Origin of the sequence: Streptomyces sp. NPDC004284, from assembly GCF_042874035.1 — a bacterium.
In the GTDB taxonomy this organism is placed as follows: domain Bacteria; phylum Actinomycetota; class Actinomycetes; order Streptomycetales; family Streptomycetaceae; genus Streptomyces.
In genome coordinates this window covers 285,612-309,537 of the sequence record NZ_JBIAMJ010000005.1, presented here as the reverse complement: position 1 = coordinate 309,537, position 23,926 = coordinate 285,612, and the positions used below count along the sequence as shown (strand labels likewise).

Annotated in this window: 21 protein-coding genes; 11 read left to right on the top strand and 10 right to left on the bottom strand. The window is 72.1% G+C overall.

Features of this window, described 5'->3' with window-relative positions; genetic code table 11:
- Positions 1-55: 55 nt before the first annotated feature.
- Complete coding sequence (locus tag ACFYUS_RS16190) at positions 56-739, top strand: FadR/GntR family transcriptional regulator (RefSeq protein WP_388851367.1); 684 nt, start codon at positions 56-58, stop codon at positions 737-739.
- Positions 736-2,001, top strand: coding sequence for a CynX/NimT family MFS transporter (locus ACFYUS_RS16185; protein ID WP_388851365.1), 1,266 nt, complete (start codon positions 736-738; stop codon positions 1,999-2,001). Before ACFYUS_RS16190 ends, ACFYUS_RS16185 begins: the two co-directional genes overlap by 4 nt.
- A 144-nt stretch (positions 2,002-2,145) precedes the next feature.
- Here ACFYUS_RS16185 and ACFYUS_RS16180 read toward each other — a convergent pair whose 3' ends face one another.
- The 4 genes from ACFYUS_RS16180 to ACFYUS_RS16165 are packed head-to-tail and all read right to left on the bottom strand — an operon-like array spanning position 2,146 to position 5,651.
- On the bottom strand, positions 2,146-2,865 hold the full coding sequence (locus ACFYUS_RS16180) for an ABC transporter permease (protein WP_388851362.1): 720 nt from the start codon (positions 2,863-2,865) through the stop codon (positions 2,146-2,148).
- A gap of 16 nt (positions 2,866-2,881) precedes the next feature.
- Complete coding sequence (locus ACFYUS_RS16175; RefSeq protein ID WP_388851359.1) at positions 2,882-3,793, bottom strand: ABC transporter ATP-binding protein; 912 nt, start codon at positions 3,791-3,793, stop codon at positions 2,882-2,884.
- A complete protein-coding gene (locus ACFYUS_RS16170) occupies positions 3,790-4,698 on the bottom strand; it encodes an ABC transporter permease (protein ID WP_388851356.1) in 909 nt (302 codons plus the stop codon). Before ACFYUS_RS16170 ends, ACFYUS_RS16175 begins: the two co-directional genes overlap by 4 nt.
- Positions 4,695-5,651: an ABC transporter ATP-binding protein gene (locus ACFYUS_RS16165; RefSeq protein ID WP_388851783.1), complete on the bottom strand. Its 957-nt coding sequence runs from the start codon at positions 5,649-5,651 to the stop codon at positions 4,695-4,697. The genes ACFYUS_RS16170 and ACFYUS_RS16165 overlap by 4 nt, the downstream gene beginning before the upstream one ends.
- 282 nt (positions 5,652-5,933) lie before the next feature.
- On the opposite strand from ACFYUS_RS16165, the gene ACFYUS_RS16160 reads away from it, so the two are divergent.
- From ACFYUS_RS16160 to ACFYUS_RS16135, 6 genes are all read left to right on the top strand, one after another.
- A complete protein-coding gene (locus ACFYUS_RS16160; protein ID WP_388851353.1) occupies positions 5,934-6,779 on the top strand; it encodes a M24 family metallopeptidase in 846 nt (281 codons plus the stop codon).
- Complete coding sequence (locus tag ACFYUS_RS16155; RefSeq protein ID WP_388851350.1) at positions 6,779-8,581, top strand: SDR family oxidoreductase; 1,803 nt, start codon at positions 6,779-6,781, stop codon at positions 8,579-8,581. The genes ACFYUS_RS16160 and ACFYUS_RS16155 overlap by 1 nt, the downstream gene beginning before the upstream one ends.
- Before the next feature lie 379 nt (positions 8,582-8,960).
- Positions 8,961-9,911, top strand: a complete 951-nt coding sequence (locus tag ACFYUS_RS16150; protein WP_388851346.1) for a MerR family transcriptional regulator — start codon at positions 8,961-8,963, stop codon at positions 9,909-9,911.
- A gap of 141 nt (positions 9,912-10,052) precedes the next feature.
- Positions 10,053-10,595, top strand: coding sequence for an RNA 2'-phosphotransferase (locus ACFYUS_RS16145; RefSeq protein ID WP_388851343.1), 543 nt, complete (start codon positions 10,053-10,055; stop codon positions 10,593-10,595).
- A 100-nt stretch (positions 10,596-10,695) separates the two neighbouring features.
- Entirely contained in the window at positions 10,696-11,160 is a 465-nt protein-coding gene (locus ACFYUS_RS16140; RefSeq protein ID WP_388851340.1) for a hypothetical protein, read from the top strand.
- A gap of 19 nt (positions 11,161-11,179) precedes the next feature.
- On the top strand, positions 11,180-12,082 hold the full coding sequence (locus ACFYUS_RS16135; protein WP_388851337.1) for an LLM class flavin-dependent oxidoreductase: 903 nt from the start codon (positions 11,180-11,182) through the stop codon (positions 12,080-12,082).
- A 36-nt stretch (positions 12,083-12,118) separates the two neighbouring features.
- Here ACFYUS_RS16135 and ACFYUS_RS16130 read toward each other — a convergent pair whose 3' ends face one another.
- The gene (locus tag ACFYUS_RS16130) at positions 12,119-12,757 is read right to left on the bottom strand and encodes a DUF6083 domain-containing protein (protein ID WP_388851334.1); all 639 of its coding nucleotides are present in this window, start codon (positions 12,755-12,757) and stop codon (positions 12,119-12,121) included.
- 101 nt (positions 12,758-12,858) lie between these two features.
- Positions 12,859-13,374, bottom strand: a complete 516-nt coding sequence (locus ACFYUS_RS16125) for a MarR family winged helix-turn-helix transcriptional regulator (RefSeq protein ID WP_388851331.1) — start codon at positions 13,372-13,374, stop codon at positions 12,859-12,861.
- 153 nt (positions 13,375-13,527) lie between these two features.
- On the opposite strand from ACFYUS_RS16125, the gene ACFYUS_RS16120 reads away from it, so the two are divergent.
- The 3 genes from ACFYUS_RS16120 to ACFYUS_RS16110 all read left to right on the top strand — a co-directional run bounded on the left by ACFYUS_RS16120 (position 13,528) and on the right by ACFYUS_RS16110 (position 16,002).
- A complete protein-coding gene (locus ACFYUS_RS16120) occupies positions 13,528-14,178 on the top strand; it encodes a hypothetical protein (protein ID WP_388851328.1) in 651 nt (216 codons plus the stop codon).
- The gene (locus tag ACFYUS_RS16115) at positions 14,175-14,996 is read left to right on the top strand and encodes an SGNH/GDSL hydrolase family protein (protein WP_388851325.1); all 822 of its coding nucleotides are present in this window, start codon (positions 14,175-14,177) and stop codon (positions 14,994-14,996) included. The genes ACFYUS_RS16120 and ACFYUS_RS16115 overlap by 4 nt, the downstream gene beginning before the upstream one ends.
- Positions 14,997-15,138: 142 nt before the next feature.
- A complete protein-coding gene (locus tag ACFYUS_RS16110) occupies positions 15,139-16,002 on the top strand; it encodes a Cof-type HAD-IIB family hydrolase (RefSeq protein ID WP_388851322.1) in 864 nt (287 codons plus the stop codon).
- A gap of 3 nt (positions 16,003-16,005) precedes the next feature.
- Here the strand turns inward: ACFYUS_RS16110 and ACFYUS_RS16105 are convergent, their stop codons facing one another.
- The 4 genes from ACFYUS_RS16105 to ACFYUS_RS16090 all read right to left on the bottom strand — a co-directional run bounded on the left by ACFYUS_RS16105 (position 16,006) and on the right by ACFYUS_RS16090 (position 23,864).
- Positions 16,006-17,721 (bottom strand): GAF domain-containing sensor histidine kinase, encoded by a 1,716-nt coding sequence (locus tag ACFYUS_RS16105; protein ID WP_388851319.1) that lies wholly within the window; start codon positions 17,719-17,721, stop codon positions 16,006-16,008.
- A 20-nt stretch (positions 17,722-17,741) separates the two neighbouring features.
- Positions 17,742-21,272 carry a thiol reductant ABC exporter subunit CydD gene (gene cydD / locus ACFYUS_RS16100; RefSeq protein WP_388851316.1) on the bottom strand — a complete coding sequence of 1,177 codons (3,531 nt, stop codon included), beginning with the start codon at positions 21,270-21,272 and terminating at the stop codon, positions 17,742-17,744.
- A 63-nt stretch (positions 21,273-21,335) separates the two neighbouring features.
- Positions 21,336-22,337, bottom strand: a complete 1,002-nt coding sequence (gene cydB / locus ACFYUS_RS16095; protein ID WP_388851313.1) for a cytochrome d ubiquinol oxidase subunit II — start codon at positions 22,335-22,337, stop codon at positions 21,336-21,338.
- Positions 22,338-22,355: 18 nt separating this feature from the next.
- The gene (locus tag ACFYUS_RS16090) at positions 22,356-23,864 is read right to left on the bottom strand and encodes a cytochrome ubiquinol oxidase subunit I (RefSeq protein WP_388851310.1); all 1,509 of its coding nucleotides are present in this window, start codon (positions 23,862-23,864) and stop codon (positions 22,356-22,358) included.
- Between the last annotated feature and the right edge of the window lie 62 nt (positions 23,865-23,926).

The following is a 23,926-nucleotide window of genomic DNA, read 5'->3' as shown; positions in this document are numbered from 1 at the left end:
CCCGGTCAGTTGTAGGATGACTGGGCAACCGGGCGACTGAAGGGGTACGAACGGCATGGCGGCACTCAAGGCGGCGGGGCGGACCTCGCTGGTGGACTCCGTGGTGGAACAGCTGCGCACACAGCTCACCGAGGGCGAGTGGGCGGTCGGCGACCGCATCCCGACCGAGCACGAGCTCGCACAGCAGCTCGGCGTCGGCCGCAACACCGTCCGCGAGGCGATCCGGGTCCTCGTCCACTCCGGTCTCCTGGAGTCCCGCCAGGGCAACGGCACCTTCGTCAGGTCCACCGCCGACCCGGCCGCCGTGCTCCGCGGCGTCCGCCACGCGGGCGCGGTGGACGTCCTCGAACTGCGGGCCGCCCTGGAGGCCGAGGCCGCCCGGCTCGCGGCCGCCCGGCGCGACACCCACGACCTGCTGCGGCTGCGGGCCGCCCTCACGACGCTGCGGGAGGAGGGCGACCGGAACGCGGACGCGGACCTCGCCTTCCACCTCGCGGTCGTCGGCGCGACCCACAACGCCGCCTTCGTCGAGGTCTACCGCTTCTTCTCCGCGCAGGTCCACGAGGTCCTGGTGGAGGCCCTCGGCGACCGGGAGATGCCCCCGGTCGACATCGACGCCCACGAGGCCCTGGTGGAGGCCGTCGAGGCCGGCGACCCGGAGGCGGCGGAGCGGCAGGCCCGCGAGCTGCTGCGGGTGCCGATGGAGACGACGCGGTCGCTGACGGAGGAGACCCGATGAGGACCGGCGAAGAGGCCCGCGTGCTCGTCGACGCCGAGGCCGGGGTCCGGCCCTCGGCCGAGGGGACGGCGGCCCGGCGCGCCCTGCTCGCGCACCCGGCGGTGCTCCTCGTCGGCATCGTCCTCGCCTCGCTCAACATGCGGGTCGCGCTCGCGAGCGTGGCGCCGCTGGTCGGCGAGATATCCGGCGCCTTCGGGCTCTCCGCGACGGCGAGCTCGCTCGTGACCTCGGTGCCGGTGCTGTTCCTCGGCCTGGGCGCCCTGGTGGCGCCGGCGCTCGGCCGCCGGTTCGGCGCCGAGCGCGTGCTGTTCGCGGCGCTCCTGCTGCTCGGAATCGGCATCCTCGCGCGCGTGCTGCCGTCCGTGTACGCGCTGTACGCCGGCGGGGTCCTCGTCGGCACCGCGATCGCCCTGCTCAACGTGCTGATGCCGGGCCTGATCAAGCGTGACTTCCCGGACCGGGCCGCGTCGATGACCTCGGTCTACACGGGCGCGATGATCGCCGGCGCGACGGTCGCCGCGGCGGCCGCGGTCCCCCTGGAGAACGCCCTGGGCGGCGGCTGGGAGGCCTCGCTCGGCTTCTGGTCGCTGCTCGCCGCGGTCGCGGCCCTCGCCTGGCTTCCGCAGGTCCTGATCGCCCGCGGTCGTACGGGACACGAGGTACGGGCCGTCCCGGCCGAGGGCGCCCGCCCGGTGCGCGTCTGGCGCTCGGCACTCGCCTGGCAGGTCACCCTCTTCATGGGCCTGCAGTCGGTGTGGTCGTACGTGCTGATCGCCTGGATGCCGACGATCTTCACCGACCACGGGATGAGCCGCTCCACGGCCGGCATGATCTTCGCCTTCAACAACCTGATCCAGGTCGCCGGCGCCTTCGCGGTGCCGCTGCTCGCCGGCCGGATGCGCAGCCAGCGCCCGCTGATCGTGCTGGTCACGACGCTCGTCGCGGCCGGTTACGCCGGACTGATGGTGGCCCCCGTGGAGGGCGCCTGGCTCTGGTCGGCGGTCCTCGGCATCGGCCAGGGCGGCGCCATCGGCCTCGCCCTGACCCTGATCGTGCTGCGCGCCGGGGACGCGGTGACCGCCGCCAGGCTGTCCGGGATGGCCCAGACGGTCGGCTATCTGATGGCCGCCGCCGGGCCGCTGGTGGCCGGCGCCCTCCACCAGGCCACCGGCTCCTGGACCCTGCCGATCTGCGGGGTCCTCGGCGTCTGCGCGACGGCCCTCGCCGTCGGCCTCCTCGCGGCCCGGAACCGGACGGTCTGAAGGACGGGGGCGGGGCGGACGGTCCGGGAGACGGGGCCGGGACGGACGGTCTGAGCGAGGGGGGCGGGGGCGGTACGGCTCCGGGTGGGGCCTCCCGGGGCCGGGCGACGCCCCTCGGAGCCGTACCGCTTCGTCTCTGTCGTCCTACTCCTCGCCGGCGAGGGTCAGCTTGCGCAGCTTCTGGCCGGCGAACCAGGTCGCCACGACCGTCACCGACACGAGCAGCGTCACCGCCGTCGTCAGCCCGACCTCGGAGGTGATCAGGCCGTCGCCGGTGACCTTCTGCGCCAGGGCCAGCGCCCACTGCTGGACGCTCAGGGTCTTCGCGCCGGAGATCAGGGAGCCGAAGAGGGCCTCCCACACCAGGGCGTAGACCAGGCCGATCACCACGGCGTGCCGGCTGACCGTGCCGAGCAGCAGGAACAGGGCGCTGTAGGCGATGGAGGCGACCAGCGCGGCGACCGTGTAGGCGACGGCGACCTGCTGGCCGTTGCCGTTGAGGATGAATCCGGCGATCAGCGTCGGGACGGCCGAGAAGACCATGGTGACGGCGATGGCCACGATCAGCTTGGTGGTGATGATCGTCGACCGCTTCACCGGCTTGGAGAGCAGGTAGACGATGGAGCCGTCGTCGATCTCCGGGCCGATCGCGCCCGTACCGGCGATGACGCCGATCAGCGGGACCATCGTGGCGAGCGCGAAGCCGCCGAGGAGGTCGGCCGCGACCTGGTCGTCCGCGCCGTTGAGCATGCGGACGGCCGCGGCGATGAGCACGAGCAGGCCGGGCAGGAGGAAGAGGATCGCCGCCCGCCGGCGGCCGAGGAGGGCCCGGTAGGTGAGCCGGGCGACAGTGGGGTCGTACATCGGGGTCGTGCTCCTTTCAGGCCGCGACGAGATACGAGAAGACGGATTCGAGGGACTCGTCGGAGGGCGAGACCGTCAACAGCCTGATGCCCCGCTCCCGCGCGACCTTCGGCAGCAGCTCGGTGAACCGTCCGAAGTCGACGGCCTGGATCCGCAGTCCGCCGTCCACCGCGTCGACCTCGATGCCGGCCGTGGACGGGTCGGCGATCAGCGCGGCGGCGAGCGCCCGGTCGTCGCTGGAGCGGATCAGGTAGCGGTGCGGCCGGTCGGTCATCAGCCGGCGGATCCTGCGGAAGTCGCCGGAGGCCGCGTGCCGCCCGGCGACGATCACCTCGATGTGGGAGGCGAGCTGCTCGACCTCCTCCAGGATGTGCGAGGAGAACAGGACCGTGCGGCCGTCCGCGCCCATCCGCCGCAGCAGGTCCATCAACTGCATCCGCTGGCGCGGGTCCATGCCGTTGAACGGCTCGTCGAGCAGCAGCACGGACGGCTCGTGGACGAGGGCCGAGGCCATCTTCACGCGCTGCCGCATGCCCTTGCTGTACGTGGCGATCTTCCGGTCCTGCGCGTACTCCATCTCGACGGTCGCCAGGGCCCGCTGGGCCTCCGCCGCGCCGAGGCCCTGGAGCTCCGCGTTGGCCACGACGAACTCGCGGCCGGTGAGGAAGTCGTACATCGCCTCCCGCTCGGGGACGACGCCGATGGAGCGGTAGACCGACTCGTTGCGCCAGACCGGCGCGCCGTCGAGGGTCACGCTGCCGGTGGAGGGGTCGAGGAAGCCGCCCATCATGTTGATGAGGGTGGACTTCCCGGCGCCGTTGGGGCCGAGGAGACCGGTGACGCCGGGGCCGATCGACATCGTGACGTCGTTGACCGCTACGACGTTCCCGAACCAGCGCGAGACGTGGTCGATGTGCAGGGTGCTCACAGTCCGACCTTTCGGTAGCGGGCCATCAGGATGCCGTAGCAGGAGGCGATGAGGCCGAGGACGACCACCAGGTAGACCACGCCGACACCGGCCCCGACCTGCATCTCGCCGGGGAAGGAGGCGTGGGCGCCGAGGAACGCGTTCTGCAGGCCGATGACGAGGGTGAGGGGGGAGAAGAGGCCGAGCCAGATGATGGCGCCGGTGTTCTCGGTGGCGTAGGAGATGCCCTGGAGGGTGGAGACCGCGCCGTAGGAGATGGTGAGGACGGCGATCACGGCGGCGACGCCGAAGCCGCGGCGCGGGGTGAGCGCGGCCATGACCAGGCCGATGCCGCCGAAGAGCACCGACAGGATCGCGACGGAGACGAGGCCCTGGCCGAACATCTTGGCCTGCTCGACGAAGTCCATCTTGGCCAGCATCGAACCGATCCACAGGATCAGCAGCGGGGAGGCGGTGAGGACGAAGAGCGCCGAGGCCATCGCCCCGAACTTGGCGAGCACGTAGTCCACCCGCTCGATCGGACGCGAGAAGTACAGCGGGACCGTCCGGAACCTCAGGTCGCGGGAGACCGACTGCGGGGCCTGGGAGGCCAGGAAGACGGCGATGACGAGCTGGAGGTAGATCGCGTACTGGGTGTACTCCACGAACAGCTTGTCGGCCTTGGTGTACACCGAGATGGCGACGATGATCAGCGCCGGGACGCACATCACCGCGAAGAGCAGCATCGGCAGCACCTTGGACTTGGCGCTGCGGCCCAGCCCGTACGCGCCGCGCAGCGACTGCGAGAACAGCGACCTGCGCGCGTACGACCGGCCGAGGCGCTGGCCGTCGTAGGACCGGTAGCCGATGTTGTGGATCCGGGTCGTGTCCGGGGTCTGGTTCGTTTCGGGGGTCTGGGCGCTCATCGGGCCGGCACCTCCTCCTGGTCCGTCGCCTTGAAGACCTCGGCGATGTGGTGACGGCGCTGCTCCATGCGGACGAGACCGAGGCCGAGGCCGGCGACGGTGTCCCGTACGAGGTCGTACGTCTCCTCGCCGGGGGCCTCCAGGAGCAGGATGTGACCGGCGCCCGGCAGGCCGTCCTCCACGCCCGCGTGGATCGTGACGCCGGCGGCGGCGAGGGCCGCGCGCAGCGACGCCGTGCCGTCGGGGTGGGCGTCGGAGTCGGTGACCTCGACCGCAAGCGTCGTGGTGGTCCGGGTGAAGTCGCTGGTGGAGCTGGAGCGGAGCAGCTTTCCGCCGTCGATGACGACGACGTGGTCGCAGGTGCGCTCCAGCTCGCCCAGGAGGTGCGAGGTGACGAGGACGGAGATGCCGAAGTCGGTCCAGACCCGGCGGATCAGTCCGAGCATCTCGTCCCGGCCGACCGGGTCGAGGCCGTTCGTCGGCTCGTCGAGGAGGACCAGCTTCGGGTCGTGGACCAGCGCCTGGGCCAGCTTCACCCGCTGCTTCATGCCCGTCGAGTAGCCGCCGATCGGGCGGTAGCGCTCCTCGTACAGGCCGACGTGGCGCAGGGTGTCGGCGGTCCGCTCGCGGGCGGCCGAGGCCGGGAGGCCCGACATCCGCGCCATGTGGACGACGAACTCGGTGGCCGAGACGTCCGGCGGGAGGCAGTCGTGCTCGGGCATGTATCCGACGCGCTCGCGGATCTCGGGGCCGTGCGTGCGGACGTCGAGGCCCAGGACCTGGGCGCTGCCCTCCGTGGCGGGGGAGAGGCCGAGCAGGATCTTGATCATCGTGGACTTGCCGGCTCCGTTGGCACCCACAAGTCCGGTCACACCGGGCCCGATGTCCAGGGAGAGCCGGTCGAGAGCGGTCACCCGGGGGAACCGCTTGCTGAGGCTTTCGGTAGCGATCACAGTCACGCTTCGACGGTAGTGGCGTGCGCCACAGAAGTCGTCAGCCCAACGGCTCGGTCCTTCTCCGACTACAGGAGTACAAGCCCGTAGGGGCGCCGAGACGAAAGTCTTTTCCACAAGCCGTCGTCGGTCTCCTCCAGTCGGCCGTCGGTCTTTCCGCCGGACTTTTCCACAGGGTCGCCGTCCGACCTCTTGACGCAGCCGCCGGGCATTGTCACATTCATCGGTGTCAAGTTACGAACGCGTAGCGCAGCCGGGCGCTCACACGGGACGGCGGGTGGCATGGCCTCAGCAGTGACAGGCGAACTCTCCGCGGAGCTGCGGGGGTTCAGGGAAGTACAGCGGCTCTCGTACGAGTGCGCGGAAGCCGTCGCGGCCCAGCTCAAGCCGGGCGTGACCGAGCGCGAGGCCGCCCGGATGCAGCGGGAGTGGCTGTACGAGCGGGGGGTGCGGGACTGGTTCCACCGGCCGTTCGCCTGGTTCGGGGACCGCACGGCCTTCGTGGACTTCAAGATCCCGCTGCAGTTCTTCCCCACGAACCGGCGCCTCGAGGCGGGGATGCCGTTCATCCTCGACATGGCGCCGGTCCACCGGGGCTACACGGCCGACATCGGCTACAGCGGCTGCCTGGGCCTCAACCCCCTGCACGACAAGCTGCTCGCCGATCTTGAGGCCCACCGGGAGCTGATCCTGCGCGAGGTCCGCGAGCGCCGCACGCTGCGCGAGATATACGAGGACGTGGACCGGCTCATGGTCCGCCAGGGGTACGCGAACCGGCACCGGGCCTATCCGTTCGGCGTCATCGCCCACAAGATCGACCGGGTGAAGGAGCGCCGCTGGGCACCGACGCTCTTCGGCTTCGGCACCCAGTCGCTCAAGGGCCTGGCGAGCGACGCCGTGCACGGCCACCGGGACGGCTGGTCGCCGCTCTGGTCGCCGTACAAGTTCTCCGACCACCCGCCCATGCCCGGGCTGTGGGCGGTCGAACCGCACCTCGGATTCCGGGGGACGGGCGCGAAGTTCGAGGAGATCCTGGTCGTCACCGACTCCCGGGACCCCGAGCAGAGCGCTTTCTGGCTGGACGACGATCTGCCGCACGTGCGGCGCTGGAACGAGGGAGCGGTCTGATGGCGGGAATCGCCGGGCTTGACGGGGCGCGGGAGCGCTGGGTCCGGACGGGCGGGATCGAGCTGTGCGTCGCCGAACTCGGCGACGCGGACCGGCCGACCGTCCTCCTGGTGCACGGGTACCCGGACTCCAAGGAGGTGTGGTCGGAGGTCGCGGTCCGGCTGTCCGAGGACTTCCACGTGGTGCTGTACGACGTCCGGGGGCACGGCCGGTCGACGGCGCCGGCGCCGCTGCGCGGCGGTTTCACCCTGGAGAAGCTGACGGACGACTTCCTCGCGGTCGCCGACGCCGTCAGCCCGGGCCGTCCGGTCCACCTCGTCGGCCACGACTGGGGTTCGGTGCAGTCCTGGGAGTTCGTCACGGTGCCGCGCACCGAGGGCCGGATCGCCTCCTTCACCTCGATGTCGGGTCCCTCGCTCGACCACTTCGGGCACTGGATCAAGCAGCGGATGACCCGGCCCACCCCGCGCCGGGTCGGACAGCTCCTCGGCCAGGGCGCCAAGTCCTGGTACGTGTACATGCTGCACACGCCCGTGCTGCCGGAGCTCGCCTGGCGCGGACCGCTCGGCAAGCGCTGGCCGAAGGTCCTGGAGCGGATGGAGAAGGTCCCGGCCGGCGACTACCCGACGCCCTCCCTGCCGAACGACGCGGCGCACGGCGCCTGGCTCTACCGGGACAACGTCCGGGCCCGGCTCGGCAGGCCGCGCTCCGACGCGTACGCGCACGCGCCCGTGCAGCTGATCACGCCGACCGGCGACGCCTTCCTCTCCGAGCGGCTCTACGACGACCTGGGCAGCTGGGTGCCGGAGCTGACCCGGCGCACCCTGCCCGCCAAGCACTGGGTGCCGCGCACCCGGCCGGACCAGCTGTCCGCCTGGATCGCCGAGTTCGTCCGGGCCAACGAGGACGCGGCGACCAAGGCTCCGAAGCCGGTGGCCGCGACGGTGGCGAAGAGCGGTGTGAAGCCGGAGTACGCGGAGCGGTTCGGCGGCCAGCTGGTCCTGGTCACCGGGGCGGCCAGCGGCATCGGCCGGGCCACCGCCTTCGCGTTCGCGGAGGCCGGCGCCCGGGTGGTGGCCGTGGACCGGGACGCCGAGGGCGCCGCCCGCACGGCCGAGATGGCGCGTCTGATCGGCGCCCCGGAGGCCTGGGGCGAGACCGTCGACGTCTCCGACGAGCAGGCGATGGAGAAGCTGGCCACGAAGGTGGCGGACGAGTACGGAGTCGTCGACGTCCTGGTCAACAACGCGGGCATCGGGCTCACCGGCTCCTTCTTCGAGACCTCGGCCGAGGAGTGGAAGCGGGTCCTGGACGTCAACCTGTGGGGCGTCATCCACGGCTGCCGCTTCTTCGGTGCGCAGATGACCGCGCGCGGCCAGGGCGGGCACATCGTCAACACCGCCTCGGCGGCGGCCTTCCAGCCCTCCCGGGCGCTGCCCGCGTACAGCACGTCGAAGGCGGCGGTGCTGATGCTCAGCGAGTGCCTGCGCGCCGAACTGTCCGGCCAGGGCATCGGAGTGTCGGCGATATGCCCCGGCATCGTCAACACCAACATCACGGCGACCGCGCGGTTCGCCGGGGTCTCGGACGCGGAGGAGGAGAAGCGGCGGCAGCGGAAGGCCTCCCGGCTGTACGGCCTGCGGAACTACCCGCCGGAGAAGGTCGCGGACGCGATCCTGGGGGCGGTCCTGCACGACCGGGCCGTCGTCCCGGTGACTCCCGAGGCCCGGGGCGCCCACTTCCTGTCCCGGCTCAGCCCGGGAGCCCTGCGAGCGCTCGCCCGCTGGCAGCCGCCGGCGTAGGGGCGGGGGGCTCGGGCGGGGGCAGCCGCCGGCGTAGGGAGGTGCGGGCCTCGGCCGGGGGAGGCGGGGCTGGCTTTGCCACGGTCGTGGGGGGCTGGGCCGGCCTCGCCTCGGTCGGGGAGCTGGGTTGGTCTCGCCTCGGTCGGGGAGCTGGGTTGGTCTCGCCTCCGTCGGGGAGCTGGGTTGGTCTCGCCTCCGTCGGAGGGCTGGGTTGGTCTCGCCTCGGTCGGGGAGCTGGGTTGGTCTCGCCTCGGTCGGAGGGCTGGGCCGGCCTCGCCTCGGTCGGGGAGGTGGGTTGGGCACGGCTCGTGGGGAGCGGGGCGGGACCGGCGGTCGTACGATCCCTTCCAGGAGGGGCCCCGCGGTGGCGGGGTGAAGGATGCGGTCGGTGGGAGCGGTTTTGTCCGAGCAGTCAGCACAGCCGGAGTACCGGATCGAGGATCTCGCCCATCACAGCGGGGCCACGGTCCGGACGATCCGCGCCTACCAGGACCGCGGTCTGCTGCCCCGCCCGGAGCGGCGGGGCAGGTCGAACGTGTACGGGGACGCGCACCTCGCCCGGCTCCACCAGATCGCCGACCTCCTCGACCGGGGCTACACCCTGGCCTCGATCAAGGAGCTCCTTGAGGCGTGGGACACCGGCCGGGGGCTCGGCGGGGTGCTGGGTCTGGTCGCCGAGGTCCACGGGCCGTGGACGGACGAGGAGGCGGACCGGATCTCCCGTGCGGAGCTGGACGCCCGCTTCGGCGGCACGCCGGACGAGGATGCCATCCGGGAGGCCGTCGAGCTCGGCGTCCTGGAGCGGCTGCCGGACCGGGAGGACGAGGAGTACCTCGTTCCGAGCCCGCAAGAGCTGGCGGTGGCGGCCGAGTTGTACGCGGCGGGCGTGCCGCTCGCGGCGATCACCGGACACCTGAGGGAACTTCGCGATCAGGTCGAACACATCGCGTCCCGTTTCCTGGAGTTCACGACCGAGCACGTCTTCGCGCGCTATCTGGAGCACCGGCCGCCGACGGACGCGGACGCGGCGGAGGCGGCGACGATGGTGCGTCGCCTCAGGCCGCTCGCCCAGCAGACGGTGGACGCCGAACTGGCGCGGGCGATGCGCCTGTTGGCGACCCAGCACCTCCAGATCCACCTGTCGCCGGATCACCCTCCGGTGAAGGACGACCAGCCGCGCGCGGTGTCGCTCCCCGCCGGGACGATACGGGCCGTGCAGAGCCTGGTGGGGACGGAGGGCGTCGAGGCCTTCATCGCGGCGGCCACAGAACGAGAGGTACACAAGAGGACATTGGACGCACTTGCCTCAAGTCGACCGATAGATAATTAACTTACCCAATCCGCCTGAAAATGAAGTCCCGTTGTCCACAGAATCATCAACTTGCCTGTGGATAACCAAGCTTTGTTGTGGATCAAACCTGCCCATCGAAATTCGTTGGTGAGGCGCGTCACGCTTCGGCATCCTGACGGAATGAACCAGACACGCACAGTGAAGGTGTCGAAGTACCTCTCCAAACATCTGCGCCACCAGCCCGAGCGCATCGGACTCGTCCTCGACGCGCACGGCTGGACCGAGATCGACGCCCTGCTCCGGGCCGCCGCGGCCCACGGCTTCCCGATCACCCGCGAGGAGCTCGACCACGTCGTCGCGACCAACGACAAGAAGCGCTTCGCGATCGAGGGCACCCGCATCCGCGCGAGCCAGGGCCACACCGTCGCGGTCGACCTGGACCTGCCGGCCGCCGAACCGCCCGCGTACCTCTACCACGGCACGGTCGCGGACCGGCTCCCCGCGATCCGGGCGGAGGGGCTGCGTCCCATGGCCCGCCACCACGTCCACCTCTCCCCCGACCGGGAGACGGCGACCCGGGTCGGCGCGCGCCGGGGGCGGCCCGTCGTGCTGAGCGTCGACGCCGGCGCCATGCGGCGGGCCGGACACGTCTTCCACGTCAGCGCCAACGGGGTCTGGCTGACCGACGCGGTCCCGCCGGAGTTCCTTCGCTTTCCCTCCTGAGGCGCTCCTTGTCCTGAGGCGCTCCTCGTCCTGAGCCGGTCCTCGTCCTGAGGCAGGCACTTTCCTGAGCCGGTCCCCGCCCTGGGGCATGATCGACTTCATGGCCGCCCACCCGCATCACCCGCATCTGCCCAGCACCGAAGCCGCCGTCGCCGCGATCCGTGAGCTCGCCCGGGAGTTCCACCTGGAGATGACGGTGACCGACGACATCGGCGCGGACCGGACCTCCCGGCGGACCTCGGCCGACGCGTTCACCGCCCTGGACCCCGACGGCTCGCTCCCCCACGAGGCCTACGTCGAGCTGGGCGGCTCCCCCGCCGTCACCGTGCAGGTCTTCCCCGAGGGCGACGCCAGGATCACCGTGGAGGGGATCGAGTTCGCGGACGTGCCCCGCGACGCCGTCCCCGCCTTCCTCCGCTCCGTCCACGGCGGCCTCGCCCATGTGAAGGGCCGGTTCTTCCCGCCCGGCTGGTGGCTGATCGTCCCGCTGCCCGGCGACGAGACGTACAAGGAGCTGGTCACGGGAGCCACCCTCACCCCCTGGCTGAGCGCCCGCGTCCGCTGACCGCCGTAGGCTCGGAGCCATGACCTTGCGCCTGAGCACCGTGATCCTGCCCGTCGACCGCTGGCACGAGGGGGGTCGCCAGAAGTGGCGGCACGCCGAGGAACTGGGGTTCCACGCCGCGTACACCTACGACCACCTCTCCTGGCGGAGCTTCCGCGACGGCCCGTGGTTCGGCGCGCTGCCCACGCTCACCGCGGCGGCGACGGCCACCGAGCGGCTCCGGCTCGGCACCCTCGTGACCTCGCCGAACTTCCGGCACCCGGTGACGCTCGCCAAGGAACTGATCACGCTCGACGACGTCTCCGGCGGGCGGGTCACCCTCGGCATCGGCGCGGGCGGCAACGGCTTCGACGCCACCGCGCTCGGGCAGGAGGCGTGGACGCCGAAGGAGCGGGCCGACCGGTTCGGCGAGTTCGTGGGGCTGCTCGACCGGCTGCTCACCGAGGACGCGGTGACGGAGCGGGGCACGTTCTACTCGGCCGACGAGGCGCGGAACATCCCCGGCTGCGTCCAGCGCCCGCGGCTGCCCTTCGCGGTGGCGGCGACCGGGCCGCGCGGGCTGAGGCTGGCCGCGCGGTACGGGCAGGCGTGGGTGACCACCGGCGACCCGAAGCTGTACGAGGAGGGGACCCCCGAGCAGTCGGTGGAGGCCCTGCGCGGCCAGATCGGCAAGCTCGGCAAGGCCTGCGCCGAGGCCGGACGGGACGTCGACGAGCTGGACAAGATCCTGCTGACCGGCTTCACCCCGGACCGGGGCCGGCCGCTGGAGTCCGTGGACGCCTTCGTCGACTTCGCCGGGCGCCACCGCGAGCTCGGCTTCACCGAGCTCGTGATCCACTGGCCGATCGCGGACTCCGACTTCGCCGCCGACCAGACCGTCTTCGAGAACATCGCCACCGAGGCGCTCGCCCAGCTGGGCTGAGCCTCGCCGCCCTGACCCGCCCCGCGCCGGGGCGGGTCAGGCCGTACGCCGGGCGTGGCTCCGCCACAGCGCGAGCATGACCGGGGAGCCGGCCGGGGCAGGGCGGGCCGGGCAGACGTCGAGATGACTGACCCGGCACGTGTCGGACGGCACGGCGGAGCCCAGGGCGACCGCGGTCCCGTCGCCCGCGACGCGCCAGCGTCTGCCCGCCGGGACGAGCCGGGCCGCCAGCTCCCCGGGCTCCAGCAGGAGCCGGCGCCCCCGGACCGTACGACGCCACTCGGCACGGGCCCCACACCGGTCACAGGCCGCGAGGGCCGACGCCTCGGAGGACGCAGAGGGCGCGGAAGAACCAGCGGAAGAACCAGAGGCCCCCGGGGCCCCTGAGAACGGCGACCGCTGCTGCGGTACGGCACCCGCAGAGCGGGCCGCGTCGCGTACGGCACCCCCGGCGAGGGCCGTCTCCGGTACGGCGCCCCCGGCGCCGGTCCTCGGGCGGGAGACGATGTCGGTCAGGCCGGCCAGGACGTCGCCGACCAGCACCGGTTCCCGTACGGGGTGGTCCGCTCCGGACCGCTCGCACTCCGCGCACAGGGCCATGCGGAGGCTCGCGATCCACGTTCCGTACGGCGCACCGCAGGAGTCGCACTCCCCTCTTCGCCGGCCCGCGACCATGCCCGCCCTCCCTGGAGACGCCGTCAGCTCCCAGGAATCTTCCCCGTCTCGTCCTGAACGAACGGGTGTTTACGGCCATGTCCTGACACGCCGGTCGCGCCTCAGTTCGGCCGCTTCGGCAGCCGGCGGTAGCCCGGGTGGACGCCCGGCGTGAGGCCCTGCTGCTCGGCGATCCGGCCGAGGAGCGCCGTCAGCCGGGCCCGGTCCTCCTCGTCGAGCGCCGCGAACAGGTCGTCCTCGTGCAGCGCGGCGACCTCCCGGACCCGTCCGAGCACCCGGCGGCCGTCCTCGGAGACGTACAGCTCGTGGTGGCGACGGTCCTCGGCGCTGCGCCGGCGTTCGACGAACCCCTTCTTCTCCAGGTTGTCGATGAGCGCGACGACCCGGCTCGGGACGACGCCGAGGTCGGCGGCGAGGGAGCGCTGGCTCCGTCCCGGCTCCATGGCGATCATCCGCAGCAGGCCGACGTCCGGCGGGGCGAGGCCGAGCTCGCCGACGCGCTCTTCAAAGCGTCCCGCCGCGTGCGCCCCGAGCTGGGCGAGCAGGAACGCCCCGCCGCGCGGGGGCGAGGCCGCCGCCGCTCCCGGATCTTCCACTGGTTGCCGGTCACTGCTCACGGAGTTATCGTACGACACAAGAATGATTCTCCACTGTGAACTATTCTTCTCAGAGAACGGACAGGACCCGTGTCTGCAGAGAGCTGGACCGATCCCCGGCCGACCGAGGCCCCCCGAGCACGCCGGGAGCCCCAGGGAGGACCGCCACCCGGTGTGCTCGCCGTGGTGTTCACCGGGCTGTTCCTGGCCGGGCTCGTCCTCAGCACCGTGCTCGCCGACGGCGACCCCTTCCCCTCCCCCTTCGGCGAGACCGGCGAGATCGTGGCGTACTTCCGCGCCCACTCCGGCGCCGTCCAGGTCTCCGGCGCCCTCCAGTTCGCGGCCTCGATCCCGCTGGCCGTCTACGCCGCCACGGTCTCGGCCCGGCTGCACCGGCTCGGCGTCCGCGCGCCCGGCGCGACCATCGCCCTGGCCGGCGGCCTCCTCGCCTCCGGATTCCTGGCCTGCTGCGGACTGGTGAGCTGGACCCTGTCCCGTACGGAGGTCCTCGACCTCCCGCCGCTCGTCCGGTCCCTCCAGTACCTGGCCTTCGCCACCGGCGGCCCGGGCCACGTGGTGACGCTCGGCCTGCTCGTGGCCGGGATCGCCGTCCCCGGACTCCTCGCCGGACTGCTGCCCCGCGCGCTCGCCGTGACCGGTCTCGTCCTGGCGGCGATCGCCGAACTCTCCGCCCTCACCCTGCTTCTCGACGGCGCCGCCCTGCTGCTGCCGCTGGCCCGCTTCACCTGCCTGGGCTGGCTGATCGCCGCCGGCTTCCTGCTGCCCCGTCGCCGTACCCGCAAGAACCAAGGAGCGCCTGCATGAACGAGAACCTGACGGACAAGCTCGTACGGTTCCAGCAGCCGGAGAAGACCCTCCGCTACCTGGGGGAGCTGCCCGACACCCGCCTCGCCGACCTCTTCGGCCTCGACACCGACACGTACCGGAAGCTGCTGCGCGACCTCGACGACCAGGCCCGGGACACCGCGGCCGAACTGCTCGAGGACCCCGGCTTCGCCGAGCGGGCCGGCCGGCTGCCCTTCCGGCCGGGGCAGCGGATCGTCGCCCTCGGCGAGAGCACCACCGCCGACCGGCTCTCCTGGTTCTCGATCCTGCGCCACCTCCTCCCGGACGGCGTCGAGCTCGTCAACCTCGCCGTCTCCGGTTCCACCACCACCCAGGCCCTCGCCCAACTGCCCCAGCTCGCCTTCCTGCGCCCCGACTGGATCCTGTGCATGCTCGGCGCGAACGACGCCCAGCGGCTGGGCCGCGGCCCGGGGGAGGCGGGCACCCGGCTGGTCAGCGAGGCGGAGACCGAGCGCAACCTCCTCGCCCTGCGGGAACTCGCCGGCCGCGGCGGGCCCTCCGGCCCGGACCGCTGGATCTGGCTCACCCCGAGCGCCGTGGACCAGGAACGGGCCGACGCCTACCCGCACTTCCGCCGCGCGGGGATCGGCTGGACGAGCGAGGACGTCGACGGCGTCGCCGGCTTCCTCCTCGGGCAGCCGGAACTCACCGTCGACACCCGGCAGGTCACCGCCGGTCTGCACCTCGACGACGGGATCCACCTCACGCTCGACGGCCAGCGAGCCGTCACCGTCGCCCTCGTCGACGCCCTGACGGAGACGAACTCGACGCCCTGACGGAGACGAGCCCGACGCCCTGACGGAGACGAGCCCGACGCCCTGACGGAGACGAGCGCCGGGCACCTCCACGCCCAGAACCCGCGCACTCATATGTGCAGCTCCTCGCACGCCCGTGCGTCCGGTGCGGAAGAATGGTCCGGTGACCTCTCCCCGTTCCCCGCGCCCTTCCGCCCCGGTGGCCCGGCTGATCGCCACCGACCTCGACGGCACCCTGCTGCGTGACGACAAGTCCGTCTCCCAGCGCACCGTCGCCGCCCTCGCCGCGGCCGAGCAGGCCGGGATCGAGGTCTTCTTCGTCACCGGCCGCCCGGCCCGCTGGATGGATGTCGTCAGCGACCACGTCCACGGGCACGGCCTGGCGATCTGCGCCAACGGCGCCGCCGTCGTGGACCTGCACGCGGGCGGCACCTTCCTGGAGGTCCGCCCCCTCGAGCGGCCGATCGCGCTCGACGTCGTGCGTGCCCTGCGCGCCGCCGCGCCGGGCACCTCCTTCGCCGTCGAGCTCACCACCGGCATCCACTACGAGCCGCTGTACCCGCCGTTCTACCTCGACCCGGGCGCCACCGTCGCCACCGCCGAGAAGCTCCTCTTCGAGGAGGCGCCCGGCTCGGCCGCCCCCGTGCTCAAGCTGCTCGCCCAGCACCCCGAGCTCGACCCCGACGCGTTCCTCGCGATCGCGAGGGAGGCGGCCGGCGACCGGGCCGCCTTCACCCGGTCCAGCCCGACCGCCCTCATCGAGATCAGCGCGCTCGGCGTCTCCAAGGCCTCCACCCTGGCCCTCTGCTGCGCCGAACGCGGCATCGCGGCCGAGGAGGTCGTCGCCTTCGGCGACATGCCGAACGACATCGAGATGCTGAGCTGGGCCGGCCGCTCGTACGCGATGGGCAACGCCCACCCCGACGTCATCACCGCCGCCTCGGGCCGGACGGTCGGCAACAACGAGGACGGGGTCGCCGTCATCATCGAACAGCTCGTCGCCGAAGCCCTGGCTTCCCGGGGCTGAAGGTCAGAGCGGGGCCTCCCACACCACCGTCGTCCCGCCGCCGTCCTCGCCCAGGCCGGGGTCGCACCAGCTCGCGCCGCCCAGCGACTCGGCCCGGCGGGCCAGGTTGCGCAGGCCGCTGCGCCGCCCGCCCGCCGGGATGCCGATGCCGTCGTCGGCGACCGAGAGGCGTACCCCGGAGGCGCCGTCGGGCAGCGTGATGCCGGCGTCGACGACCACCTCGATACGGCTCGCCTCCGCGTGCCGGAACGCGTTGGAGAGCGCCTCGCGCAGCGCGGCGATGAGGTTCTTGCCGGTGAGTTCGCCGACCGTCGAGTCGATCGCGCCGAGGAAGCGGTGCGCGGGCTTGAAGCCGAGCGGCACGGCCGCCATGTTGATCTCCCGCAGGACGCGGGTGCGCAGCCCCGACGGGGCCTCGGCGGGGCCCTGTTGGAGCGCGAAGATCGCCGTACGGATCTCCTGGATGGTCACGTCCAGCTCGTCCACGGCCTTGCCCACGCCCTCGCGCACGGCCGGCACGATCGACTTCCGCTGGGCGCTCTCCAGCATCATCCCGGTCGCGAAGAGCCGCTGGATCACCAGATCGTGCAGGTCACGGGCGATCCGGTCGCGGTCCTCGTAGACCGCGAGGCGCTCCCGGTCGCGCTGGGCGTCGGCCATCATCAGGGCGAGGGCGGCCTGCGAGGCGAACTGGGTGGCGAGCGTCCGCTCCGCCTCCGTGAACTGCCGGGCGCCCCGGGCCCGGGGCGTGGCGAGCGCGCCGAGGACCCGCCCGCCACTCTGCAGCGGCAGCATCATGCTCGGCCCGTACGGGGACGTCAGCCGGCTGATCATGCGCGGGTCCGTGGAGGCGTCGGCCACGAAGACCGCCTCGCCCTCCAGGAGCTGCTTCACCACGGCGCTCTCGGGCGGGATCACCACGCCGAGCGACTTCGTGGGCCGGGGCGAGGAGACGGCGACGATCTCCAGGCCGCCCTCCTCGGCGGGCAGCAGCACGATCCCGGCGTCCGCGTCGGCGAGCCGACGGGCCTGTTCGGCGACGACCGTGAGGGCGTCGTCCGCGTCTCCGCCGGAGAGCAGCGCGGTGGTGACGGCGACCGAGCCGTCGATCCACCGCTCGCGCTGCCGGGCCGCCTCGTACAGGCGGGCGTTGCCGATCGCGATGCCGGCCTCGGTGGCGAGGACCCGGACCATGTGCACGTCGTAGTCGTTGAACTCGCCTCCGCCGTGCTTCTCCGCGAGGTAGAGGTTGCCGAAGATCTCGCCCTGGACCCGGATGGGGACGCCGAGGAAGGTCCGCATCGGCGGATGCCCGGGCGGGAAGCCGGCGGCGCGCGGATCGGTGGTGAGGTCGGCGAGACGGATGGTCTGCGGGTCGCGGATCAGCGCGCCGAGCAGCCCCTTGTGGCCGTCGGGGCGGTGGCCGATCCGGTGGGCCGTGTCCTCGTCGACGCCGAAGGTGACGAAGTCGGAGAGGCCCTCGCCCTCGTCGTCGACGACGCCGATCGCGGCGTAGCGGGCGTCGGCGAGTTCGGCGGCGGTCTCGCAGATCCGGTCGAGGGTGGAGTGGAGTTCCAGGCCGGTACCGACCGAGCGCATGGCCTCCAGGAGCTGCGGCACGCGGGCGGTGAGCTCCGTGGACAGCCCCTGGAGGCTGCGGGTGGCCTGGGTGGCGGCTTCCAGGGGGTCCGAGGACTCGGACGGCGCGGCGGCGGTCATGGCCTTGAGACTAGTAAGTCCTATTTGGCAAGAAAAGTCGGCCGTCCGCCGCCGGTGAGGAGCTCATCGGTGTCCCGTTCCCGCTCCAGCATCCGGCGCAGCGGGCCGTCCGCCGCCGCGAGCTCGGCGTAGGGGCCGCGCTGCACGGTCCGGCCCTCGTCGAGGACCACCACCTCGTCGACCGCGCCGAGACCGTGCAGCCGGTGGGTGATGAGGACGGTGGTGCGGCCCTCGGTGGCCCGGAGCAGGTCGTCGGTGAGCGCGTCGGCGGTGGCCAGGTCCAGGTGCTCGGCGGGCTCGTCGAGGACGAGGACCGGGAAGTCGGCGAGGAGGGCCCGGGCGAGCGCGAGGCGCTGCCGCTGGCCTCCGGAGAGCTGCGAACCGTGCTCGCCGACGAGCGTGTCGAGTCCGGCGGGCAGCCCGTCGACCCAGTCGAGCAGCCGGGCCCGGCGCAGCGCCTCGCGCAGCTCCCCGTCGTCCGCCCCGACCTTGGCGAGCCGCAGGTTCTCGCGGACGGAGCTGTCGAAGAGGTGGGCGTCCTGGGCGCAGAGGCCGACGAACCGCCGGACCTCGTCGCCGTCGAGCTCCCGCGCGGGCACGCCGCCGAGCCGGTACGTGCCGTGCTCCACGTCCAGGAACCGCAGCAGCACCTGGGCGAGCGTGGTCTTGCCGGAGCCGGAGGCGCCGACGACCGCGACCCGCCGCCCGGCCTCCAGGGTGAGCCCGAAGTCGTCGAGCGCCGCCCTCTCCTGTCCGGCGTGCCGGGCCGAGAGCCCGGACAGCTCCAGCGGGAACGGACTCGCCGGGGGAGCGGCGGGCGTGCGCGGCTCGTGTACGGGGACGGGGGCGTCCAGGACCTCGAAGACCCGCTCGGCACTGCGCTTGACGCGCTGCCGGTACTGGACGGCGAGCGGAAGCCCGGTGACGGCCTCGAAGGCGGCGAGCGGCGTGAGGACGACCACGGCGAGGGCCACTCCGTCGAGCCGCCCGTCCCGTACGGCCTGGATGCCGACGAGCGCGGCGGCCGCGACCGTCAGGCCGCAGACCAGGGCCGAGAGTCCGGCCCCGAGCGCGGTGGCGGCGGCCTGCCGGGAGGCGATGGAGGTGAGGGCGCGGTCGGCGTCCCGCGCCCGCTCGATCCGGCCCCGGAGCGCACCGGCGACGGTCAGTTCGGCGCAGCCGCGCAGCAGATCGGCGACGGCGGTCGCCAGGGTGCCGCGCGCGGGGGCGAGCCTCCGCTCGGCCCTGCGGGCGAGGGCCCCGCCGGCCATCGGCACGGCGACCCCCGCGACCAGCAGGCCGACGGCGAGAACGGCCCCGGCCTCGGGCAGCAACCAGGCGGTGAACCCGACGGAACCGGCACCCACGAGGAGCGCGGCGCCCACGGGCAGCAGCCAGCGCAGCCAGTAGTCCTGGAGGGCGTCGACGTCCTGGACGAGCCGCGCGAGGAGGTCACCGCGCCGGGTGCGGCGCAGTCCGGCCGGGGCGATCCGCTCCAGGCGCCGGTAGACGGAGACCCGCAGGTCGGCGAGCATCCGCAGGACTGCGTCGTGCGAGACGAGCCGCTCGGCGTACCGGAAAACGGCCCGGCCGATGCCGAAGGCGCGCGTGGCGGTGACGGCCATCATCAGATAGAGCACGGGCGGCTGTTCGGACGCCCGCGAGATGAGCCACCCGGACACGGCCATGAGTCCGACGGCCGAGCCGAGGGCCAGGCTCCCGAGGAGCAGCGCGAGCGCCATACGCCCCTTGAGCTCACCCGCCATCCCGCGCACCCGCGCGAGCACCGACGAGGACGCCACCGGCACCGGTCCGGCAGGGCGCGTGAGGGGTTCCTCTTCCACGAGGCCGACGGTGGACGCCTGCCCGACGGGGCTCGTCGAAGGCGCATGTTCCACGTGAAACGGAGCGGGTACGTCGCCGCCGAGGCTCACCACCCGGTCCGCCACCGCGAGCAGCGCAGGCCGGTGCACCACCAGCAGCACCGTCCGCCCGGCGGCAAGGCGACGAACCGCGTCGACGACCCCCGCCTCCGTCGCCCCGTCCAGCGCCGCCGTCGGCTCGTCGAGCAGCAGCAGCGGCCGGTCCGCCAGGAACGCCCGGGCGAGCGCGAGCCGTTGCCGCTGCCCCGCCGAGAGTCCCGCGCCGTCCTCGCCGAGCACCGTGTCGAGCCCGAGCGGCAGCCCCGCGACGAACCCGTCCGCCCCGGCGTCCCGCAGGGCGCCCCGTACCGCCTCGTCGGAGGCGTCCGGCCGGGCGAGCCGGACGTTCTCGGCGACCGTCCCCGCGCACAGGTACGGCCGCTGCGGCACCCAGGCGATCCGGGACCGCCACGCCTCCAGGTCCAGCGACCCCAGGTCGACGCCCCCGACCCGTACGGAACCGCCCTCCTCCGGCACCGCGAACCCGAGGACGACGTCGAGCAGCGTCGACTTCCCGACCCCGCTCGGCCCGACCAGGGCCACCGTCTCGCCCGGCTCGACCGTCAGCGTCGCCGCGTCGAGCGAGGGCTCGGTGCGCCCCGCGTGCCGCACCGTCACACCGTCGAGCTCAAGCCGTACGGACTCCGGCGCAGCTGCCGCGCCACCGTTCCGTACCGGCTGCTCCAGGACCTCGAAGATCTCCTCCGCCGCCGCGAGCCCCTCCGCCGCCGCGTGGTACTGCGCCCCCACCTGCCGCAGCGGAAGGTAGGCCTCGGGCGCCAGGATCAGGATGACGAGCCCGGTGTAGAGGTCGAGCTCGCCGTGGACGAGCCGCATGCCGATGGTCACGGCGACGAGCGCGACGGACAGCGTCGCGAGCAGCTCCAGGGCGAAGGAGGAGATGAAGGCGATCCGCAGGGTCCGCATCGTCGCCTGGCGGTACTCGGAGGTGATCGCGCGGATCGACTCGGCCTGGGCCTTCGCCCGGCCGAAGATCTTGAGGGTGGGAAGGCCGGCCACCACGTCCAGGAAGTGACCGGAGAGCCGCGAGAGCAGCTTCCACTGCCGGTCCATCCGGGCCTGGGTGTACCAGCCGATGAGGATCATGAAGACCGGGATGAGCGGCAGCGTGACGACGATGATCGCCGCCGAGACCCAGTCCTCGGTGACGATCCGGGCCAGGACCGCCACCGGCACGACCACCGCGAGACCCAGCTGCGGCAGATAGCGGGCGAAGTAGTCGTCGAGGGCGTCCACGCCCCGCGTGGCGAGGGCGATCAGCGAACCGGCCTTCTGCCCGCTCAGCCATCCCGGCCCGAGTGCGGCCGCGCGGCCGAGGAGCCGGCCGCGGAGTTCGGACTTGACCGCCGCGCTCGCCCGGTGGGCGGCGAGCTCGGTCAGCCAGGAGACCAGTCCCCGCGCCACCGCGACTCCGGCGAGCAGCAGCAGGGGGGTGGTCAGATCGGAAACCGACTGGGCCTTCTGGAAGGCCCCCACCACGATCTCGGCGATGAGCATCGCCTGGGCGATGACCAGCGCCGCCCCGACGAGGCCGAGCACGACCACCGCGATCAGGAAGAGACGGGTGGCCCTGGCGTACCGGAGCAGGCGCGGGTCGATCGGTTTCACGTGAAACATGCCCCTCTGGGGAGGGCCGGCCTCGGTGAGCACCGGCCCTGTCGAGCGTCGGTCCTAATGGGCGTCGGCGATGTGCTGCGTGCCGATGCGCTTGCGGAACACCCAGTAGGTCCAGCTCTGGTAGAGCAGCACCAACGGGGTCGCGATCGCCGCGCACCAGGTCATGATCTTGAGCGTGTACGGGCTCGACGACGCGTTCGTCACGGTAAGGCTCCACTCGGGGTTGAGCGAAGACGGCATGACGTCCGGGAAGAGGGCGAGGAAGAGCATCGCCACCGCGGCGGCGATCGTGACGCCCGAGAGCGCGAACGACCAGCCCTCGCGGCCCACCCTGATGGCGGCGATGGCGCCGACGAGCGCGACCACGGCGACCAGCATCGCCGCGAGGCTCCAGCTGTCACCCGTGTGGACCTGGGTCCAGATCAGGAAGACGAGCGCGAGCACCGCCGTGACCAGACCCAGCTTGAGCGCGAGCGCCCGTGCCCGCGTCCGGATGTCCCCGACCGTCTTGAGCGAGGCGAAGACCGCGCCGTGGAAGGTGAAGAGGGTGAGCGTGACCAGGCCGCCGAGGAGCGCGTACGGGTTGAGCAGGTCCCAGAAGTTGCCGACGTACTCCATGTCGCCGTCGATCTTCACGCCCCGGACGATGTTGCCGAAGGCCACGCCCCAGAGGAGCGCGGGGATCAGCGAGGTCCAGAAGACGGCCTGTTCCCAGTTGCGCTGCCAGTTCTCCTCGGGCCGCTTCGCCCGGTACTCGAAGGCGACGCCCCGGACGATCAGGCAGACCAGGATGATCAGCAGCGGCAGGTAGAAGCCGGAGAACAGCGTCGCGTACCACTCGGGGAACGCGGCGAAGGTCGCGCCTCCGGCCGTGAGCAGCCACACCTCGTTGCCGTCCCAGACGGGTCCGATGGTGTTGATGAGGACCCGCTTCTCGGTCCGGTCGCGGGCGAGCAGCTTGGTCAGGATGCCGACCCCGAAGTCGAATCCTTCGAGGAAGAAGTAGCCGATCCAGAGGACGGCGATGAGTACGAACCAGACGTCGTGGAGTTCCATGCCTCGATCTCCTGAGCCTCAGTACGAGAAGGCCATGGGACGGTCGGGGTCACGAGAGTCCCCGCCGATCTTGGTGGGCGGGTTGAGGTCGTCCTCGCCGAGCTCCGGCGGTCCCGCCTTGACGTACTTGACGAGGAGCCTGACCTCGATGACGGCGAGGATCGCGTAGAGCGCGGTGAAGACGATCATCGAGGTGAGGACCTCGCCCTGGGAGACACCGGGGGAGACGGCGTCGCGGGTGCGCAGCACGCCGTAGACGACCCAGGGCTGACGGCCCATCTCGGTGAAGATCCAGCCCCAGGAGTTGGCGATCAGCGGGAACGCCATGGTCCAGAGGGCGACGATCCAGTACCACTTGCCCAGGCGGGGGCTGAGCGCCTTCCGCTTGAACAGGACCAGATTCGGCACTTCGTCCTCACCGGTCCGCAGCCCCGGCGCCAGCATGAACTTCTTCCGGGTCAGCCAGAGACCGACCACGCCGACGGCCAGCGAGGCCATGCCGAAGCCGATCATCCAGCGGAAGCCCCAGTAGGCGACGGGGATGTTGGGCCGGTAGTCGCCGGGCCCGAACTTCTCCTGCTCGGCCTTGTTCACGTCGTTGATGCCGGGGACGTACGAGCTGAAGTCGTCGTTCGCGAGGAAGGACAGCAGGCCCGGGATCTCTATGGCGACCGTGTTGTGGCCCTTCTCGACGTCGCCGTAGGCGAAGACGGAGAAGGGTGCGGGCGCCTCGCCGTCCCAGAGCGCCTCGGCGGCGGCCATCTTCATCGGCTGCTGCTTGAACATGACCTTGCCGAGCAGGTCGCCGCTGATGGCGGTGCCGAGGCCGGCGATGATCAGGGTGATCAGGCCGAGCCGCAGCGAGGTCCGCATGATCGGGATGTGCTTCTTGCGGGCCAGGTGGAACGCGGAGATGCCCACCATGAACGCGCCGCCGACCAGGAACGCCGCCGTGATCGTGTGGAAGAACTGGGTGAGCGCGGTGTTCTGGGTGAGCACGTGCCAGAAGTCGGTGAGCTCCGCCCGGCCGCGCTCCTCGTTGATCCGGTAGCCCACGGGGTGCTGCATCCAGGAGTTGGCCGCCAGGATGAAGTACGCGGAGAGGATGGTGCCGATCGACACCATCCAGATGCAGGCGAGGTGGATCTTCTTCGGCAGCTTGTCCCAGCCGAAGATCCACAGACCGATGAAGGTCGACTCGAAGAAGAAGGCGATGAGCGCCTCGAAGGCGAGCGGCGCGCCGAAGATGTCACCGACGAAGCGGGAGTAGTCGGACCAGTTCATGCCGAACTGGAACTCCTGCACGATGCCGGTGACCACACCCATGGCGATGTTGATCAGGAAGAGCTTGCCCCAGAACTTCGTCGCCCGGAGGTACTTCTCCTTCTCCGTCCGCACCCAGGCGGTCTGGAGCCCGGCGGTGAGCGCGGCGAGGGAGATCGTCAGGGGAACGAAGAGGAAGTGGTAGACGGTCGTGATGCCGAACTGCCAGCGCGCCAGAGTCTCTGGCGCCAGAGCTAGGTCCACGTCGTTTTCTCCTTACATCGCCGTGAGCGCCGTGGTCACATCGGCAGTTTGCCCCGTTAATC

Bases quoted from the DNA above. Each gene is read 5' to 3' on its own strand.
- ACFYUS_RS16140 (WP_388851340.1), top strand. From the start codon at position 10,696: ATGGCCGCCCACCCGCATCACCCGCATCTGCCCAGCACCGAAGCCGCC.
- ACFYUS_RS16135 (WP_388851337.1), top strand. From the start codon at position 11,180: ATGACCTTGCGCCTGAGCACCGTGATCCTGCCCGTCGACCGCTGGCAC.
- ACFYUS_RS16180 (WP_388851362.1), bottom strand. From the start codon at position 2,865: ATGTACGACCCCACTGTCGCCCGGCTCACCTACCGGGCCCTCCTCGGC.
- ACFYUS_RS16150 (WP_388851346.1), top strand. From the start codon at position 8,961: ATGCGGTCGGTGGGAGCGGTTTTGTCCGAGCAGTCAGCACAGCCGGAG.
- ACFYUS_RS16170 (WP_388851356.1), bottom strand. From the start codon at position 4,698: ATGAGCGCCCAGACCCCCGAAACGAACCAGACCCCGGACACGACCCGG.
- ACFYUS_RS16155 (WP_388851350.1), top strand. From the start codon at position 6,779: ATGGCGGGAATCGCCGGGCTTGACGGGGCGCGGGAGCGCTGGGTCCGG.
- ACFYUS_RS16145 (WP_388851343.1), top strand. From the start codon at position 10,053: ATGAACCAGACACGCACAGTGAAGGTGTCGAAGTACCTCTCCAAACAT.
- cydB (WP_388851313.1), bottom strand. From the start codon at position 22,337: ATGGAACTCCACGACGTCTGGTTCGTACTCATCGCCGTCCTCTGGATC.
- ACFYUS_RS16130 (WP_388851334.1), bottom strand. From the start codon at position 12,757: ATGGTCGCGGGCCGGCGAAGAGGGGAGTGCGACTCCTGCGGTGCGCCG.
- ACFYUS_RS16185 (WP_388851365.1), top strand. From the start codon at position 736: ATGAGGACCGGCGAAGAGGCCCGCGTGCTCGTCGACGCCGAGGCCGGG.
- ACFYUS_RS16105 (WP_388851319.1), bottom strand. From the start codon at position 17,721: ATGACCGCCGCCGCGCCGTCCGAGTCCTCGGACCCCCTGGAAGCCGCC.
- ACFYUS_RS16160 (WP_388851353.1), top strand. From the start codon at position 5,934: ATGGCCTCAGCAGTGACAGGCGAACTCTCCGCGGAGCTGCGGGGGTTC.
- ACFYUS_RS16190 (WP_388851367.1), top strand. From the start codon at position 56: ATGGCGGCACTCAAGGCGGCGGGGCGGACCTCGCTGGTGGACTCCGTG.
- ACFYUS_RS16115 (WP_388851325.1), top strand. From the start codon at position 14,175: ATGAACGAGAACCTGACGGACAAGCTCGTACGGTTCCAGCAGCCGGAG.